The sequence below is a fragment of the Caproicibacterium sp. NSD3 genome (assembly GCF_053613275.1).
This window is the reverse complement of record NZ_CM132119.1, coordinates 420,040-437,144: the sequence shown is the minus strand read 5'-3', so window position 1 is coordinate 437,144 and position 17,105 is coordinate 420,040. Positions and strand designations below refer to the sequence as shown.

General features: G+C 44.2%; 17 protein-coding genes and 1 tRNA gene. 12 read left to right on the top strand and 6 right to left on the bottom strand.

The window, feature by feature from the left end; all coding sequences use genetic code 11:
* Positions 1–100: 100 nt before the first annotated feature.
* Positions 101–655 carry a helix-turn-helix domain-containing protein gene (locus ACVS9P_RS02050; protein WP_452103990.1) on the bottom strand — a complete coding sequence of 185 codons (555 nt, stop codon included), beginning with the start codon at positions 653–655 and terminating at the stop codon, positions 101–103.
* Between the two features lie 136 nt (positions 656–791).
* On the opposite strand from ACVS9P_RS02050, the gene ACVS9P_RS02045 reads away from it, so the two are divergent.
* The gene (locus ACVS9P_RS02045) at positions 792–1,388 is read left to right on the top strand and encodes a LysE family transporter (RefSeq protein WP_452103989.1); all 597 of its coding nucleotides are present in this window, start codon (positions 792–794) and stop codon (positions 1,386–1,388) included.
* A 228-nt stretch (positions 1,389–1,616) separates the two neighbouring features.
* Here ACVS9P_RS02045 and ACVS9P_RS02040 read toward each other — a convergent pair whose 3' ends face one another.
* Positions 1,617–1,805 (bottom strand): hypothetical protein, encoded by a 189-nt coding sequence (locus tag ACVS9P_RS02040; RefSeq protein ID WP_452103988.1) that lies wholly within the window; start codon positions 1,803–1,805, stop codon positions 1,617–1,619.
* Between the two features lie 40 nt (positions 1,806–1,845).
* On the opposite strand from ACVS9P_RS02040, the gene ACVS9P_RS02035 reads away from it, so the two are divergent.
* The 4 genes from ACVS9P_RS02035 (at position 1,846) to ACVS9P_RS02020 (ending at position 5,251) form a co-directional block, all read left to right on the top strand.
* Entirely contained in the window at positions 1,846–2,262 is a 417-nt protein-coding gene (locus ACVS9P_RS02035; RefSeq protein ID WP_452103987.1) for an RNA polymerase sigma factor, read from the top strand.
* Positions 2,263–2,411: 149 nt separating this feature from the next.
* Complete coding sequence (locus tag ACVS9P_RS02030; protein ID WP_452103986.1) at positions 2,412–2,654, top strand: helix-turn-helix domain-containing protein; 243 nt, start codon at positions 2,412–2,414, stop codon at positions 2,652–2,654.
* A 370-nt stretch (positions 2,655–3,024) separates the two neighbouring features.
* On the top strand, positions 3,025–3,501 hold the full coding sequence (locus ACVS9P_RS02025; protein WP_452103985.1) for a hypothetical protein: 477 nt from the start codon (positions 3,025–3,027) through the stop codon (positions 3,499–3,501).
* Positions 3,502–3,622: 121 nt separating this feature from the next.
* Entirely contained in the window at positions 3,623–5,251 is a 1,629-nt protein-coding gene (locus ACVS9P_RS02020; protein WP_452103984.1) for a recombinase family protein, read from the top strand.
* A gap of 51 nt (positions 5,252–5,302) precedes the next feature.
* Here the strand turns inward: ACVS9P_RS02020 and ACVS9P_RS02015 are convergent.
* Positions 5,303–5,378: transfer RNA gene (locus tag ACVS9P_RS02015), tRNA-Pro, on the bottom strand.
* A gap of 157 nt (positions 5,379–5,535) precedes the next feature.
* Here ACVS9P_RS02015 and ACVS9P_RS02010 point away from each other — a divergent pair.
* The 4 genes from ACVS9P_RS02010 to ACVS9P_RS01995 all read left to right on the top strand — a co-directional run bounded on the left by ACVS9P_RS02010 (position 5,536) and on the right by ACVS9P_RS01995 (position 9,500).
* Positions 5,536–5,955, top strand: a complete 420-nt coding sequence (locus ACVS9P_RS02010) for a GtrA family protein (RefSeq protein WP_452103983.1) — start codon at positions 5,536–5,538, stop codon at positions 5,953–5,955.
* A gap of 16 nt (positions 5,956–5,971) precedes the next feature.
* Positions 5,972–7,354 carry a glycine--tRNA ligase gene (locus ACVS9P_RS02005; RefSeq protein WP_452103982.1) on the top strand — a complete coding sequence of 461 codons (1,383 nt, stop codon included), beginning with the start codon at positions 5,972–5,974 and terminating at the stop codon, positions 7,352–7,354.
* A gap of 141 nt (positions 7,355–7,495) precedes the next feature.
* Positions 7,496–8,317, top strand: coding sequence for a DUF975 family protein (locus tag ACVS9P_RS02000; RefSeq protein WP_452103981.1), 822 nt, complete (start codon positions 7,496–7,498; stop codon positions 8,315–8,317).
* Between the two features lie 79 nt (positions 8,318–8,396).
* On the top strand, positions 8,397–9,500 hold the full coding sequence (locus ACVS9P_RS01995) for a radical SAM protein (protein WP_452103980.1): 1,104 nt from the start codon (positions 8,397–8,399) through the stop codon (positions 9,498–9,500).
* Between the two features lie 91 nt (positions 9,501–9,591).
* On the opposite strand, the gene ACVS9P_RS01990 is transcribed toward ACVS9P_RS01995, so the two are convergent.
* Entirely contained in the window at positions 9,592–10,215 is a 624-nt protein-coding gene (locus ACVS9P_RS01990) for a DUF308 domain-containing protein (RefSeq protein ID WP_452103979.1), read from the bottom strand.
* 178 nt (positions 10,216–10,393) lie between these two features.
* Here ACVS9P_RS01990 and ACVS9P_RS01985 point away from each other — a divergent pair, with 178 nt between their 5' ends.
* Positions 10,394–11,569, top strand: coding sequence for an AI-2E family transporter (locus ACVS9P_RS01985; RefSeq protein ID WP_452103978.1), 1,176 nt, complete (start codon positions 10,394–10,396; stop codon positions 11,567–11,569).
* Between the two features lie 80 nt (positions 11,570–11,649).
* Here ACVS9P_RS01985 and ACVS9P_RS01980 read toward each other — a convergent pair whose 3' ends face one another.
* Complete coding sequence (locus ACVS9P_RS01980; protein ID WP_452103977.1) at positions 11,650–12,390, bottom strand: hypothetical protein; 741 nt, start codon at positions 12,388–12,390, stop codon at positions 11,650–11,652.
* Positions 12,391–12,469: 79 nt separating this feature from the next.
* Complete coding sequence (locus ACVS9P_RS01975) at positions 12,470–14,569, bottom strand: SpoIIE family protein phosphatase (protein ID WP_452103976.1); 2,100 nt, start codon at positions 14,567–14,569, stop codon at positions 12,470–12,472.
* Between the two features lie 245 nt (positions 14,570–14,814).
* Here ACVS9P_RS01975 and ACVS9P_RS01970 point away from each other — a divergent pair, with 245 nt between their 5' ends.
* Positions 14,815–16,008, top strand: a complete 1,194-nt coding sequence (locus ACVS9P_RS01970) for an aminotransferase-like domain-containing protein (RefSeq protein WP_452103975.1) — start codon at positions 14,815–14,817, stop codon at positions 16,006–16,008.
* A gap of 38 nt (positions 16,009–16,046) precedes the next feature.
* Positions 16,047–17,081: a tryptophan--tRNA ligase gene (gene trpS, locus ACVS9P_RS01965; protein ID WP_452103974.1), complete on the top strand. Its 1,035-nt coding sequence runs from the start codon at positions 16,047–16,049 to the stop codon at positions 17,079–17,081.
* The last annotated feature ends 24 nt before the right edge of the window (positions 17,082–17,105 follow it).

The following is a 17,105-nucleotide window of genomic DNA, read 5'->3' as shown; positions in this document are numbered from 1 at the left end:
AGCAGTTTTATGGTTTGACCACAAGGGAAAATCCATAAAATGTGCAAGTGTCAATACACTTGCCCTGCTTGCCGTTTAGCAAACATGATATGAATAAAATCTAATCCGGATAGAAAATAACCATATGAAGCAAACAATTTGCCCCTCCAGTGTTTTTATAACTGTGGGGTTCATCGGCTTTGAAACGTATTGCTTTTCCTGCATCGATAACAAAACTCTTTTCGCCTACAGTGACTGTCACTTCCCCACTGAACACGGTTATAAACTCTTGCGTACCTTGTAAATGAGGCTCTGTAGATAAATACCCATTCGTTTGAAATTCCAAAGAATATATTTCAAAGCGACGAGTGCTGTCAAAAGAAAACGTTGGGTAAATTTTTACCCTTCCTTCATCTTCAAGCATTGGTTCTAGACTATTAATATCTATTAATTCAATATTCGTTTCCACATGATTGATGAATTGTGAAAAAGACACTTTTAACCCATTCGCAATTTTCCACATGGTTGATACGGTTGGGTTTACTTCACAACGTTCAATTTGGCCAAGCATACTTTTACTCACGCCAGAGAGCTTTGCCACTGTATCAAGGCTCAGCTTTTTTTCTTCTCTTACTCTTTTCAAGTTTTCAGAAATTACATGACTAAGGTTATCCAAAAAAATCGCCTCCTCACGCTTGACAGTATACTGCACATATGATATTATTATACTGCACGTACGGTATAGTGCACGCGCTGTATATTATGCAGTATATCATGCTACGAATATAGAGTAAAGAGAGGTGAGATGTTTAATGCCAAATCTTCTGGAATTTTTATCATATGTTTTTGTATCAAACATTTCCCCAGGGCCCAATGCAATTATATCAATGTCCAATGCAGGAAAGTTCGGATTTAAAAAAAGTGTCCAATTTAATTTGGGCGTATCTACGGGAGCATTCATTGTATTACTCGTGTGCAGCCTTTTTAGTTGGGTCATATTTGATATTTTTCCTGCTTTTCAGTTAATTATGGTTTGGATTGGTGCCGCATATATATTGTGGTTAGCTTGGAATACGCTCAAAAGCAAGCCTGTCGAAGAAAACAAGTACAATAAAGACAGTGGCAATTTGTTTTTGCAAGGTGTTGCTTTGCAATTTGTAAATCCCAATACGATTTTATACGGAATAACTGCTTTTTCATCCTTTATTCTACCGCAATATAAATCACCTTTCATTTTAATTCTGTTTTGTATTTTACTTTCTTTAGCATCCTTTTTCTGTACAGTATGTTGGACTGTGTTTGGCGCAGTATTTCAAAGAATCATTGTAAAGCACACAAAAATTGTTAATGTCATTTTAGCAGCATTATTAGCATATTGTGCTGTTTCCTTAGTTATTAAAATACTTTAATACATTGATGCATCAATGAGAAATAGTTACATAAACTGCCGAACCCTTTGGGATTGGTAGGTAACTAAATGCGCGCTTTTAAGAGCCTTCCAATGGCAGTAATGCGATTGGAGGGCTCTTTATGCGTAAAAGATCTAATTATGAGCCAGTGGAGGAGCTATCACATTATTGTGATGGCTGGCTATAGCAGAAGTTTTCTTTCAGTACAATTTCAAAAAAATATACCAATTAATGGGCGGCTACTGCGCCCATTTTCCATACGACACCGTTCGAGCTTTTTCTCGAATAGGTGTCTTTTGGTTTTCTGGCCTTCGAAATAAGCAACTGTGCCACTTCGGGCCAATTTGGCCCGAAATCCGGGCAGGGCCTCCAAAGCATTGCAGCCCCGGTTGTCGCTCCCCGCCACTCTCCGTTCATCAGCAATCAACCCACACAAATGATGAACGGAGGAAAAATAATGGACAAGTCATTCGTAACCATAACATATAAAACCGTCGATGGAAGACGGATTTGTGTTGAAGTATCAACTTCGGTTAAGGAACTGCTGGAGCAGTCCGACCGACAAATCCGCTCCCAAAGGCGGCAAGACAGGCGACATCTTGATTACATGGATTTCATAGACGGTTTGACCGACGCGAACATGAACGATCCACAGGCAGACGCCGCCGATATCGTAATGGAAATGGAAAGCTACCGGCAACTTTATGCAGCCATCAACAAACTTTCCGAAGCACAGCACCGGAGACTGCTTTTGCATTTTGTGGACAACCTGACATACCGCAAAATTGCCAAGCTGGAAAAAGTCGATTTCAGAACGGTAGGCCGCTCCATTGAGCGCGCCCTTGTTCAACTGCAAAAGTATCTCACCGAGTAATGGCATTTCCCGGGCGGCCTCGTCGTTTGGCGGGGCCGTTCCCTTTCAGAATCAGTTTAACAGAAAAGCATATTATACGCAAGTGCGTATACGTCATTGCGTATAAATTGATATGCTTAGGTTGAAACTACTAAAAGGGCGGTGAGGGCATGAAGATCAAAGACACAATTGCGGAACGCTTTCGGCAATTGTGCGCGGAGCGCGGCATATCCTATACGGAGCTTGCGCGGCTGGCTGGCGTTACGCCCTCGACCGTTTACAGCATGTTGCAGCCGGAGCGCCGGGATGTGAGCGCGGTCACGGTCAAGAAGCTATGTGACGGGCTAGATTTGTGCATTGTAGATTTTTATGATTGCGACTTATTCCGAAATCTCTCGCCGGAAATTGAATAGCTTACCGATATAAAGGATATCCCGCAGTTTAAAAACTGCGGGATATTTTTTTGCAAAATCACCGGAAGAGGTAGGCCACAAAATGCCCCTTTCCGTCCTAATAAGTAGAGGATACTTTTTCCTCGTTTGTACTTTGAAAGCTGAATAAAAAGATACCCGGATACGAAGGGTACATGTGCCGAGTGACAGGCCCGCCATGATCTCCATTGCCAGAGGATGGAGAGAGCGACAAGGCCCATGCCGCAGGTGAGACGGGACTTGGCCCCGCTGGATCAAGCACACAAACCTGGATACTTGCGTTCAGTCACAGCCCGAGCGTGATAAAACCGTCGCAGGCAATGAGAACGCTTTGCCACTAGAATGGGGAAAGGTGAAATTCCTATGGGGCGGACAAGCCGCCGCCCGTCCGGGTTATCTGTTCGCAATATCATATTTGGAACACCGCGTCGGGTCTCTTTGTCTTGCGACAATCCAAAACTTCCCGATGCATTTGTTCCTTTTGTTGATGAACGGAGCTTTGACTTCGGGTCAAGTTGACCCGAAGTGTGGAGCAAGATTAGAGAGCAGCACCTTGACTGGTGCTGCCCTTTGGTGTTTCCCCACAAGACACGGGAGGCTTAAAAAAATCAACTTTAGAGTTATGGAAGGAGAAAATATGCCGGAAGAAATAAAAGCAGAGCAATATACTTATCAGGTCAATAATGTCAACTTTGTTGTGACGCCGGTATATAAAGACCGGGGCGAAGCAATCACGGCAATTCTGTTAAGGCTTATGAAGGCTGATACGGAACAGGTTTGTGCGACTTCGACATCCTTAACACGGGCGGGCGTAAGCAGTATACTATAAGTGTAAATACTGCTTGTTTGACTGCCGGAAAGGAGGCTGTCTTGAAACAGTCAAACAATAAAAAACACAATATGGATACCGCCGCCCTGTACTGCCGTTTGAGTCGTGACGATAATCTTGATTGCGAATCCACAGCATTACGAACCAAAAAGCTATTCTGAAAAAAGTAGCACAGGAAAAAGGATACGAGGATATTCAGGTTTTCGTAGACGACGGGATAAGTGGAACAACCCTTGATCGCCCCGGCTTTCAGCGGATGATAAAAGCGATTGAGGCAGGCTTTATATCGGCTGTCCTTGTGAAAGACCTGTCCCGTCTCGGACGCGATTACTTGAAAGTCGGCTACTATACCGAAGATTTTTTCCCTGCTCACGATGTACGGTTGATTGCCGTTTCGGATGGCGTAGACAGCGACGAGGGCGATAACGAATTTACCCCATTCCGTAATATCATGAACGAATGGTATGCAAAGGATATTTCCAAAAAGCGCCGCATCGTCAATAAGCTCAAAGGCAATTCCGGCGTTCCGCTTTCGCCCCCGCCTTATGGATATATGAAAGACCCGGATAATGTGAAACGCTGGATTGTGGACGAGGAAGCTGCCGTTGTCGTTCGCCGTATCTATCAGATGGCACTTGACGGATACGGCCTTTCTGAAACCGCTACCGCACTCGCACAGGATGGCGTACTCAATCCCACGTCCTATTGGCAAAGCAAAGGAATCAGTCGCGGCGGGACGAAAAGCTCCGTTTTGACCACACAATGGGGTCATACCACGATAAGAAAAATTCTGACCCTACAGGAGTATTGCGGTGACGTAATTAACTTTAAGACGTATTCAAAGTCGTACAAGCTGAAAAAGCGCATTGCCAACGATGAAGAAAACCGTGTTGTGTTCCTAAACACCAACGAGGCCGTTATTGACCGTGAAACATGGGAGAAGGTTCAGAGTTTACGCCGTGGCACCCGCCGAAAAAAGCCGACGGTCAGCGGTGAACGGAGCATCTTCTCTGGATTATTAAAATGTCCTGAATGCGGCGGCAATCTCAACTACCACTTTAATCAGGGAAACCATGACATCAAGTTTTTTAGCTGCTGTAACCATAACACCGGATATCGGAGATGCACATCTACCCACTATATTCGGCTGGATTTTCTGGAACAGGTGGTTTTGCAAGAAATACGCCGACTCACACAGTTTGCCGACGAATACGAAGATGATTTCGTGAAAGAGATTATCGGACATTCGGCAAAAACGGCGGCATGTGAACGGTCGCTAAAGCAAAAGGAGCTTGACGGTCTGCGGGCACGTGATAAGGAACTGGACACCCTTTTTGAACGGTTATATGAGGACAACGTATCTGGGAAGATCAACGATGAGCGGTTTGCCAAAATGTCCAAGAAGTACGAACAGGAGCAGGGAGAGAACGCCGCCAAAGTCAAGGCGCTCAAATCGGAGTTGCGGAAAGTAGGCGGACAACTCATGACCGCCGATAATTTCTTGGAGACGATTCGCCGATATACCAATGCTCGGGAACTTTCACAGCGGATGGTAACGGAGTTGATTGACCACATCGACGTATATCATGCCGAGAAGGTCGGCGGGCAGACTGTTCAGCGCATTACCATTTTTTACAACTGTATCGGAGCCTTTACCGTGCCGGAGCACGAGAGCATCCCGGAAGCGGATGTGCGCTTAAAAACGAGAAAAGGAGTAGCACTAAGCTACTCCCAAGCAAAAGCCGGATAAAAAACGGAGTGTCCTTACATGGATACTCAGATCCTATAAGGACACTCGACATGGTCGGAGTGACAGGATTTGAACCTGCGGCATCCTGCTCCCAAAGCAGGCGCGCTACCAGCTGCGCTACACCCCGAAATTCTGTTGTTCAACATCAAGCTTATTTATTATATAAGAAAACAACTGTAAAAGTCAAGTGACAAAATACAAAAATCATCTATCAGCTCTTGAAAGCAGACTTTGTTAATGATAAACTGAATATCTAAGCAATTTTATCGGAAAAGGGCTGGGATATGGAAAAGATTAAAAAGCTATGGAAGTTTTTCACTTCCCCTGAGATGCTTTCCTATTTATTCTTTGGCGTCTGCACAACAGTCATCAATATTGTAGTTTTCTGGTTAATGGCCGATATACTGCACTATGCATGGGAACCCAGCAACCTTCTTGCATGGATTCTCAGTGTTGCTTTTGCTTTTATCACCAATAAACTATTTGTGTTTAAAAGCCGCGGAGTCACTTCCAAAAAGCTTTTATGGGAAATTACAACTTTTGTTGGAGCACGGCTCTTATCTTTAGGTGTCGATATGGGCACCATGTGGCTGCTCCTTGAAGTTTTGCATACTTCTAATCTGAGTGCAAAGATTATCTCGAACATTCTCGTTATTATCATCAATTACATTCTAAGCAAACTGGTCATTTTTAAGAAAAAATAAAGGGAGAATTATTAAAATGAAAGCAACCGACAAAACGATGGACATGATCGTATCCTTATGCAAAAATCGCGGCTTTATTTACAGCGGCAGCGAAATTTACGGCGGCCTTTCCAACACATGGGATTACGGTCCTCTCGGCGTTGAATTTAAAAATAATGTCAAAAAAGCATGGATGAAAAAATTTGTTCAGGAAAGCCCCTATAATGTTGGGTTGGACTGCGCTATTTTAATGAATCCGGAAGTCTGGGTCGCAAGCGGTCACGTTGGAGGTTTTTCCGACCCCCTGATGGATTGTAAAGACTGCAAAGCTCGCCATCGCGCCGATAAACTGATCGAAGACTTTACCGGTGAACCGGCAGATGGCTGGAGCAATGAAAAGATGATGAAATTCATCCGGGAAAATCACATCAAATGCCCAAACTGCGGCGGCGAAAATTTCACTGATATCCGTCAGTTCAACCTGATGTTTAAAACTTTTCAGGGCGTTACGGAAGATGCTAAAAACGAAATCTACCTGCGTCCCGAAACTGCACAGGGAATTTTTGTAAACTTCCAGAATGTTCAGCGCACCACCCGCAAGAAGCTGCCTTTCGGCATCTGCCAGATCGGCAAGAGCTTCCGCAACGAAATCACCCCCGGCAACTTTACCTTCCGCACCCGGGAATTTGAGCAGATGGAATGTGAATTTTTCTGCAAACCGGATACCGATCTTGAATGGTTCCACTACTGGAAAGATTACTGCGAAAACTGGCTGCTTTCTTTGGGGCTTACGAAAGAAAATATTCGTCTGCGCGACCATGAAAAAGAAGAGCTTTCCTTCTATTCCAAAGCGACAACCGATATCGAATATCTCTTCCCATTCGGCTGGGGCGAACTTTGGGGAATTGCCGATCGTACCGATTATGACTTAGGACGCCACCAGGAACATTCCGGCAAAGACCTCACCTATTTTGACCAGGAAACCGGTGCGCATTACCTTCCCTATGTTGTAGAGCCTTCTCTCGGCGCTGACCGCGTCACGTTGGCTTTTCTATGCGATGCCTATGATGAAGAAGTGATTGATGAAACGAAGAAAGATGTTCGTGTCGTTTTACATTTACATCCGTCTCTTGCTCCATTTAAGGCCGCCGTCCTCCCTCTTTCGAAAAAGCTTTCTGAAAAAGCCCGCGAAGTTTATGCAACCCTTTCAAAATCTTTTATGATTGATTTTGACGAAACAGGTTCTATCGGCAAACGTTATCGCCGGCAAGATGAAATCGGCACACCATTTTGCATCACTTACGATTTTGATTCACAAGAGGACAACTGCGTTACTGTCCGTAACCGTGATACCATGCAGCAGGAACGTATCAAGATTGACGAACTAGTTACGTATCTGACCCCCAAAATAGATTTTTAATCTGAATGGACGTCTAAGCCTTTTTGATCTTTTCAAAGAGGCTTCTTTATTTTAGTTTCATTTTCCCAATAATTTTGATATAATGAAAATACTTCCCCGACTGTCCGACAAAACATCCTAAAATACAAGGAGGGAAAAGCCATGTGGGATCGCAGTATTATTAAATCAAATGCCAAACTTGCCCTGAGGGGGCGCTATTGGTTGTGCCTTGGCGCATCACTTGTCTGTGCTATTTTAACAGGAAGCTTTTTTTCACAGGGATCATCCGTAAAAACGGTGTATCAGATTCCGGATAACTTTAATTCCTATTCTTATTACGGGAGTAGGCATGACTTTAGAGACGCTTTTTATAATTTTCTTCACTTTTTCGGGATTAACCACCTTTTGCCTTTAATTTTCATCTTTGTGATTCCTCTCTTGATGCTTATGATTGCTTACAGCATCTTTGTAAGCCCTGCATTCGAGATCGGTGAAAGTCGCTTTTATGTACATAACCGTTTCGGAGATACCCGCTTTTCTGCAATCTTCAGTGGATTCACTGCCAACTGGCTCAATACCGTCGGTGTAAAGCTGATTACTGATCTGATCATCTTTGGCTGGACTCTTTTGTTTGTAGTCCCTGGAATTATTGCTTCTCTTCGCTACAGCATGGTCAACTATATTCTGAGTGACAATCCAAATCTGTCCGGTTCCCGCGCACGGCAAATCAGCAATCAACTTACAATGGGAGAAAAGGGGTCCATCTTCGTATTTGGACTTTCTTTTATTGGCTGGGTTATTCTCTGCGGGATGACTTTTGGAATTGGGTTTATCTTTCTGCGGCCTTATACACACGCAAGCTTTGCAGAACTTTATATCTTTTTGCGGGATCGTGCAATCCAAAACGGAATGCTGGATCCTTCGGAGCTTGGTCTGAATGCTCCTCAAAATCCGGTTCCGCCTACTTCTACGAGCGCTTATTAATTTTTACTGAATTTTAAAAAGACGTCCCCATACAAAGCAACTTGTATGGGGCATCTTTTTTGCAAAAGGGGAAAATCGAATGGAATCTTCATGGAATCTGGAAACCTATTTAGCAAAAGGGGTCGAGTCAATCGTAAAAGAAATTCTGCGTGCCACGCTGAAAGATCCGAAAGAAAGCCTTTTTATGGCAGCTTTTGCCCGCTCCAGCAAAGCAGGTACTTCCCGCCGCAAAGAACTGGAAGCGCAGGGGCATCATATTCCGCCTTTTTTGATTGCCAGCATCTCCAGCCAGTGTAACCTGCACTGCAAAGGGTGCTATGCCCGTTCCAACGGAACCTGCACTGAGGATTCCCCTGCTGGTCTTTTATCGTCAAAAGACTGGCAGCGAATTTTTGAAGAAGCAGAGTCCCTTGGAATCGGATTTATTCTTTTAGCAGGTGGGGAACCTTTTATGCGTCGGGATGTCCTCGAAAAAGCGGGGGATTTTTCTGACATCCTTTTCCCAATTTTCACTAACGGCACTTTGCTTAATGAATCTTCTCTAACCCTCTTAAAACGCTGCCGGAATCTGATTCCCATTTTCAGCATGGAAGGAGAACAAGAAAAGAACGACCTAAGGCGTGGGGATGGCGTCTATCAAAAAGTCACTGGCGCTATGGAAACCATGAAAAAAGAGCACCTGCTTTTTGGCGTTTCTGTTACGGTAACAACACAGAATCTTACCGAAGTAACCGAAGACAAATTCCTTCAAGATCTCGAATCCCGCGGCTGCAAAATTATCATCTTCGTCGAATATGTTCCTGTTACTGAAGATTCCAGATCGCTTGCCCCAGGAGAAAATGAACGCGCCTATCTAAGTTCGAGACTTGCAATGCTTAGAAACAGCGATTTTAGTCCCGTTCTGATTTCCTTTCCGGGGGATGAAAAATCTTCCGGGGGATGCTTAGCTGCAGGAAGAGGATTTTTTCATATTGATCCCCGCGGCGACGTACAACCATGTCCTTTTTCTCCCTACAGCGACCAGAATTTAAAAGGGATTACCCTTTTGCAGGCACTTGAAAGTCAATTTTTTAAAGATTTACGACAGCACGATGTTTTAAAAGACGAACATGCAGGCGGATGTGTTTTGTTCGAACGCCGCAATCAGGTCGAAGAGATCTTGCAGTCAGAACTGCAAGAATAAAAGATAAATAAAAAAGCTTTGCTATAGGAGAATTTTCTCCTTATGACAAAGCTTTTTTTAAGCATTAAAATTTTCTCTTCTTTAAAAAACATCATTCTTCTTTTGTTTCATCTTCTACGAAATCGTTATCTTCTTTTTGGAGTTCAGCCGGAAGTAATGCTTTTTCAATTTGTTTTTGCGCAACCCTTTGAAAAAGGACAACGATCACATTGATTACAGCATCCAAGATCAATGAAATATAAGTAAATTTTGCGTGAAAAATCTCGTCTCCAAATGGATAATTTAAAGCTGTCATTCCTAATCCAATCGTTACAAAACTCAAAAGCAGAGCAACCCACCAAAAGTGAAATTTCATCTGCAGCAAATTCATAGAATACTGCAGTTTTAAAAGGCTATCTAATAAAATGCAGAACGCCAAAATCTGTAGGATGACAACTGCGCCTCTCTCCCCCTGAAACAGTGCAAAACAACCTAGCATTCCTTCCCCTATTCCGACTGCAAAACCAAAACGGCTGGGATCAAGATATTCTTTCTTGAAAAAATACCAAACAATGCTGACTGCGCCCATTACAAGAAGAACCATTCCTAAAACAGAGCAGACATTCTGCATGGAAATCTTACTGTTGCAGAGCAAAATTAAGCTTAGAACGATATACGCCGCCGAGATGCAAAGAAGCATCACTTTTGTATTCACAGTTGTAATTTTCCGCATCATAATCTCTCCTTTTTGTTTTTTTGTGATTATTATAAGCTTTTTTATGACAAAATGATAGCAGATAGATATAAGAGATTTCATTTTGTTCTAAAGAAGATATCAGTTGTAATGCCCCTTAAAATGGAGTACAATAAAGAAATCAAAATGGGTTTTATCTATTGGAGAAAGGATTGGTATTGTGGAATTCAATCGGCAAAATACAAAGCAGCTCATGTTTTTAATTGCTTTTGCAATCGTGCTGTTTCTGGCTCTTATGAATCTCCGCTACGCCTCTGATGTCTTTTGGTGGATTTTCAATATATTTAAGCCATTTCTTTTAGGTCTTGCGTTTGCTTTCGTTGCAAATGTTCCAATGAAAGCAATTGAGACCCGGCTTTTTGCAGGCGTTAACCGAAAGTATGCAAATTCCAAAACATGGAAACGCATTCGCCGTCCGTTGTGCCTTATTTTGACGATCGTTTTAATTTTAGGATTGATCGTTGCAATCATTTTTCAGGTGATGCCGGAGCTTTTGCACACCTTTGAAACGCTCATTGGAAATACGCCTACGTTTCTTAATCAGCTGCAGATTTGGATTCAGGATTTAGGAAATAGCTTCCCTAAAATTCAACTAGAATTAGGAAAAATTCAAATTGACTGGTCCAGTATCAACCGGGTCTTTACTCAGATGGGGCAAAAAGTCGTCTCTTCTTTTTCCGATATTATGGGCTCCACCATTACAGTTGCCACAAATGTTTTCAGCGGAATCTTTACCTTTACCATGGGCTGTATTTTTGCAATCTATACACTGGCCCAAAAAGAAAAACTGCAGCGGCAAATCCGGCGTCTTCTTTATGCTTATCTGCCGGAAAAGAAGATTGACCGCTTTTTGAATCTCTGTCGGCTGACGAACAGCACTTTTTCTCATTTTATCGCAGGCCAATGCACGGAAGCTTGTATTTTGGGCTTTCTGTGCTTTATCGGAATGAATATCTTCCATTTCCCCTATGCTTCTTTAATTTCAGTTTTTGTCGCCTTTATGGCTCTGATCCCAATTTTCGGTTCCTTCTTCAGCGCAGTCATCGGCGGCCTCCTGATCTTAACCGTAGATCCCATTCAGGCAATCTACTATGTAATCTTTTTCCTGATCCTGCAGCAGCTCGAAGGAAACTTCATTTATCCTCACGTCGTTGGAAACAGTGTTGGGCTTCCTCCTATTTGGGTGTTGCTTGCAGTGACAGTGGGCGGAAACTCAATGGGCCTCGTTGGAATGCTTCTTTCAATTCCTCTTGGCTCCGTTATTTATACGCTCTTACGTAAAAATATTAGCCGTCGTCTAACAATCAGTAAGATTGATCGTAAAAAGGTTCTTTAAACTTTTAAATCTAAAAAAGGAATCTCCTCTGCAGCTTTTTAAGCATTACAGAGGAGATTCCTTTTTTTAGTCCTTACATTTTATGAGCCATGCTGAAAATATGTGATGAGGCAAAAGACCCCTAAAATCACCATAACAGCCGTCGTTCCGATTGCAGCCACTTTCATGGAGTTATCTTTTTTCGATACACATTGCTGATGATAGGAGAAGAAAGGATCCCTTGCATTGGGGGAAATCCATATTTTCCCCTCCTTCTCTATGAGCCTGCCTTTTACAAAAACGTTTTGTCCTTCCGGAAGATATCCTTCCGTTACTTTAAACCCGCGAAAATTATCCGGATTTTCGGGCTGATAAGAAAGCTTGTCCTGGAATTTTCGGTAATCAGGAGAATCGATCAAGACCGTTTCAAAGCATGCAGGAAGGATCTGTGCATATTTTCCATAACTTTTCAAATCCAAATAAATTCGTTTGCCTGAGGTTTTCTCTTCAAAATAAAGAACATTTTGGCTGGAACGTTCAAAGATTGACTTTTCGATTCCACCCTTTTCCATTGCGTCCGCCCGGCTTTCATAATAGATTGCCGAAGTCCCGGAAAGTGGTGTTTCTTCCGTATGGTCACAATAGAGGACGCCCTGCAGACGAATAACCTCATTCCGTTTAAAATCCGGATGTTCTCCCAACTTTTCGAATATCTCCTGCAAAGTTAAGAATTTTGGGATCCTTCCGAATTTTTCTTCTTCCTGATTCTGTGATTTTCGGTAAATTTTGATTCCAATATAAATGCCAATTAAAATAAACAACACCCCAGAAACAAACAGCATACCGCAATCCTCCTGCTTTCAAAATAAAAATCAGCAAGGAGAATCATATCATGACAGCAAGCAAATTGCAACTTTCCGGTCAGTGATTGTCGATCAATTTAAATACGAGCACTGTTATATCATCGTCATGACCGTCTACACGGCGGGCGACCGCTTCTGCTACAATAGATTCTGCCAATTCCTGCGGCATGCGGTCATCCCAGCCGGAAATTTTATCCGCAATCCAGTTAGCTCCTGAGGAAAGTGCTCCATCACTTAAAAGAACAATCAAATCGCCTGCGTCAATCACTTCATTGATTTTATGGAATTTTGCTTCTTCCAAAATTCCTACCGGCACTCCGGGTGCATCAATGGGAATCACATCTCCCTCGCGGCGCACAAAGCTCATTGGCGCACCTGCTTTATAAAATTCTACTGAACCGGTATAAAGATCAAGGCTCAAAACATCCAGCGTTGCCAGCGATTCATCGACAGACTTTACAACAAGCGCAGAATTGACGATTTTAAGCGCGCTGTCAAATCCAATTCCCGCTTTCATCAAATCCGAAAAAACATCGGCAGCCATTGTTCCATCAACAGCTGCACGGCCTCCGGTTCCCATCCCATCGCTTAAAACAGCAATCTCGTGGCCCTGCCCATCTGAAAAATACTGATAGCTATCCCCACAGAGCTTCTGATTATTACACGAATGACGCGCACAGCCTGCCAATACACGATAGCGAACTCGTTCGCCGAAAACCATCCGCCAGTTGGCACCGATACGCACAATGGCCGGTGGATTAAAGCGACGGCTGCAGGTGCGCGAAATCTCCTGCGCAAGCTGTGCTTTATTAACAACTCCTGCGCCGCTGCGCGTTGCCAGTGCTTCTACTTTCATTCGGCCAAACCGATCCACCACGCAATTTACATCTACTGGAGTCAGGTTGAAATCCCGCAGTACTTCCCGAACCGCTCTCGCTGTCTGATAATCACAGCGTTCATAAATTTCCAGATCGGAAGCCATCTCTTCTAAAACAGTTCCAACGGTTGAAAATTGTTGGATCAGAAGGCCACGCGCAAGATTTTTGCCCGGTAAAGTCGGCATGGTATGCTCTCGCGCACTCTCAAGCTGATCTGCTTCGTCCAATTTATCCCCAACCTGCTCTACTGTATCTGATATTTTTTCCATAGTCTGCGCCGTAAAATCCAACCGAGAAACGATTGACCGCCGTAGTCCATCCGTGCGGGGAGCGTCATCTTTTCTGGCAAAAAGGCGCAAGAATCTGGCACCGACGCGAGAGGGCAATATCATATAAACGACCGTTGCAATCGCGACTTCATAAATTCCCGCAAAAACAGTCGGCGTCGAGCCTACCTGCAAAGAGGCAATTACATTTGCCATTACAAAGGCACAGGCCCCTGCGAGCTTTCCCAAAGGCGAAAATAAGCCTGCCATCAAACCTCCAAGCGCATAAGCGCCGGAAAGATAATTTAGTCCGGTTGTAGAAAGCGCAAAAGCCGCTCCCGCTCCAATTCCAGAGACAGCCCCTCCTGCAGCGCCGCCAAACCGTGCCGCATAAAGAATAAACAAAACGGCCAAAATTCTTCCAAGAGAGACTCCCTCTACGGCAACACCGGAAAGCGCCAGCAATACTGCTCCGGCCGAAAACGCACAGCAGCAAAGATCCTGTGGCAAAAGGCCGGCAGTAGAAGGCTTGTCCCAGAGTACCTCCAAAGTGCGAGCAAAGAAATAACCCCAAGCGCCACTTAAAAGAGACTCTGCCACAAAAAGAGCAGTGCTCCCTCCGGAAGCCCCATTGACAGCTGCAACGCAAAGCCCTGTGCACAGCACCGAAAGCCCTGCAGCTCCCCCCGAAAGCAACGCTTTTTGGCTTGGTTTAACCAAGTCGTTCAAAGCCCATCTAAGTGCTCCGCCCGCTAAAAGAGCCGCCAGATAATGCACCGGAACTCTTGCAGTTCCCGGAAGAAGATACCCCAAAAGGGCACCTGCCGTCCCTCCCCAAATCAGGGTTCCCGGCGCTGCCGCCGCCAGCGCAACCCCAAACGGGGCATATTCCCCAAATACAGTTGCTTTTGAGCAGAGCAGCCCTAGGGCAAAAAAGGCAATCTGGCCGCACAGATTCCGGAATAGTGCGTCTTCCTGAGGCTTGTCCGCTGCTCTGCTTTTCGTCGTTGTCATAGAGAGAAAGCCATCCTTTCTTATTCTGCGTTTTTCGGCATGATTTTTAACTTTAATTTTTCCGAAAGACACAGGGATTGTGATATTTCCATTATAAGGAAATTCAGTTTTACAACTTTGTCAGAAACCGCCGGAAAGATGAACTTTTTTCTGGAATCATAGGCCGTTCTGTGATAGAATAAAGTTTAAAGTAATCATTGAGATAAAACACACTCTTCAGTTTAAAAGAAAGAAGGCTAATTTATATGGATTATCAATTTGCTGACCGCGTGATGGGGTTAAAACCCTCTGCTATTCGCGAAATTCTAAAGTATGCAAGCGACCCTGATGTTATTTCTCTTTCTGCTGGAAATCCTGCACCGGAAGCCTTCCCGGTTGTCCCACTGCGGGAATGCAGTACCGCCATTATGAAAGACCACCCGATCGATGCGCTGCAGTACAGCGTCACCGAGGGGTTACCTGCTTTGCGTGAAGATCTCCGCGAGATTTTGAGAAAAGGAAATATCTATCATGAAAACGACGAGCTCATCATTACAAGCGGTGCACAGCAAATTATGGATCTCGTCTCCAAATCCCTTTTAAATGAAGGCGATGTGGTTCTCTGTGAAGAGCCCAGCTTTTTGGGGGCTCTTAACACCTTCCGCTCCTATAATGCCCGTCTGCGTGGAATCCCCCTACAGGACGACGGTCTTGATTTGATCGAACTCGAAAAAGCGCTAAGAGAAGAAAAACGCGCTAAATTTCTTTATATCATTCCGAACTTTCAGAATCCTACCGGCATCACAACCAGTTGGGAAAAGCGGAAAGAAATTTACAGGCTCGCGCAGGAATATGACATTCTTATCATCGAAGACAATCCTTACGGAGAACTTCGGTTTGCCGGCGAGCCGATTTCCGCGATCAAAACATTGGACACTGATAACCGCGTTCTCTACTGCGGTACCTTCAGCAAAATTGTCTCTCCCGGCATGCGTGTCGGCTACGCCGTCTGCGGCGATGAATTGATTCAAAAAATGGTCGTCTGCAAACAGGGGCAGGATGTCCATACCAACATTTGGAGCCAGATGGTCATTCATCGCTTTCTGACTCATTACGATCTTTCGGAACATCTAACTGCACTGCGCACGATTTATCGCAATAAATATACTATTGCAAAGGAAGCTTTGGCTCTCTATCAAGAATTGATGCCTTACCGCGCAATTGAAGGCGGGCTTTTTATCTGGTGCACACTCCCGGATTACATTCCAATGCTCGATTTCTGCGCTGCTGCCGTAAAGGAATGCAAAGTTTGTGCTGTGCCCGGCAACGCATTTTACACCGATGACACCATGCCATGCCAGAGCTTCCGCATTAATTATTCTTCTCCTACCGATGAAGAACTCGCAGAAGGAATTCACCGCCTGGGAGAACTTGCAAAAGGCTGGAAAGACCGCGGCTAATTTTTTTGATACCATTTTATGAGGAGATAAAAACAAATATGGAGATTACCAATCCTACTACAACGAATTCCGAAACACCTAAGAAGCGCATATTCAGCGCCATTCAGCCCAGCGGAAATATTACGCTGGGAAATTATCTTGGGGCACTTAAAAACTGGATCAGCCTACAGGATGAATTTGACTGCATTTTTGCTTTAGCAGATTTACACACAATTACCGTTCGGCAGGAACCGGCGCAGTTCCGCAAACATGCGTTGGAAGCCTATGCGCTTCTTCTCGCCTGCGGAATTGACGTTAAAAAAAGTCTTTTCTTCCTTCAGAGCCATGTCTCTGCTCATGCACAGCTTGCATGGGTTCTTGACTGCTATACACAATTTGGAGAGCTTTCCCGCATGACGCAGTTTAAGGATAAATCCAAAAAGCATGCGGACAATATCAACGCCGGGCTTTTTACTTATCCGAGTCTGATGGCAGCAGACATTCTACTCTATCAGGCCGATTTAGTTCCGGTTGGTGCTGACCAGACACAGCATTTGGAACTGACCCGCAACATTGCGACTCGCTTTAACGGCCTTTACAGCCCCACCTTTAAAATTCCAGAAGGCTATACCATGAAACAGGGCGGCAAAATCATGAGCCTCCAAGATCCCACCAAAAAGATGAGCAAGTCCGATGAAAATGTAAATGGCTGCATTTATGTATTGGACAAGCCGGAAGATATCATGCGCAAGTTTAAGCGTGCCATCACGGACAGCGAAGCCTGTGTCCACTATGGCGAAGGAAAAGACGGAATTAATAATCTAATGGATATTTACAGCTGTGTCACGGGGAAAAATTATCAGGAAATTGAAGCGGAATTTTTTGGTCGCGGTTATGGTGATTTTAAAACAGCCGTTGGAGAAGCAGTTGTAGAGCATCTTCGCCCAATTCAAGAGCGGTATGCGAAATATAGCAAGGACAAAGCTTTTCTGCAGTCTTGCTGGAATGAAAGCGCCGAAAAAGCGGAACGAATTGCAAACCGTACCCTCAGCAAAGTAATGCGGAAGGTTGGCTTTCTCCCCCGCGAACTTTAATAAAAAGATTTCGTTTGTTTTTAG

What these genes read in the sequence shown, in the direction of transcription:
- ACVS9P_RS02040 (WP_452103988.1), bottom strand. Translation starts at nt 1,805, where the DNA reads ATGAACGGAGAGTGGCGGGGAGCGACAACCGGGGCTGCAATGCTTTGG.
- ACVS9P_RS01995 (WP_452103980.1), top strand. Translation starts at nt 8,397, where the DNA reads ATGGAATCTTCATGGAATCTGGAAACCTATTTAGCAAAAGGGGTCGAG.
- ACVS9P_RS01970 (WP_452103975.1), top strand. Translation starts at nt 14,815, where the DNA reads ATGGATTATCAATTTGCTGACCGCGTGATGGGGTTAAAACCCTCTGCT.
- ACVS9P_RS02035 (WP_452103987.1), top strand. Translation starts at nt 1,846, where the DNA reads ATGGACAAGTCATTCGTAACCATAACATATAAAACCGTCGATGGAAGA.
- ACVS9P_RS01990 (WP_452103979.1), bottom strand. Translation starts at nt 10,215, where the DNA reads ATGATGCGGAAAATTACAACTGTGAATACAAAAGTGATGCTTCTTTGC.
- ACVS9P_RS02000 (WP_452103981.1), top strand. Translation starts at nt 7,496, where the DNA reads ATGTGGGATCGCAGTATTATTAAATCAAATGCCAAACTTGCCCTGAGG.
- ACVS9P_RS02030 (WP_452103986.1), top strand. Translation starts at nt 2,412, where the DNA reads ATGAAGATCAAAGACACAATTGCGGAACGCTTTCGGCAATTGTGCGCG.
- ACVS9P_RS01980 (WP_452103977.1), bottom strand. Translation starts at nt 12,390, where the DNA reads ATGCTGTTTGTTTCTGGGGTGTTGTTTATTTTAATTGGCATTTATATT.
- ACVS9P_RS02045 (WP_452103989.1), top strand. Translation starts at nt 792, where the DNA reads ATGCCAAATCTTCTGGAATTTTTATCATATGTTTTTGTATCAAACATT.
- ACVS9P_RS02010 (WP_452103983.1), top strand. Translation starts at nt 5,536, where the DNA reads ATGGAAAAGATTAAAAAGCTATGGAAGTTTTTCACTTCCCCTGAGATG.
- trpS (WP_452103974.1), top strand. Translation starts at nt 16,047, where the DNA reads ATGGAGATTACCAATCCTACTACAACGAATTCCGAAACACCTAAGAAG.
- ACVS9P_RS01975 (WP_452103976.1), bottom strand. Translation starts at nt 14,569, where the DNA reads ATGACAACGACGAAAAGCAGAGCAGCGGACAAGCCTCAGGAAGACGCA.
- ACVS9P_RS02005 (WP_452103982.1), top strand. Translation starts at nt 5,972, where the DNA reads ATGAAAGCAACCGACAAAACGATGGACATGATCGTATCCTTATGCAAA.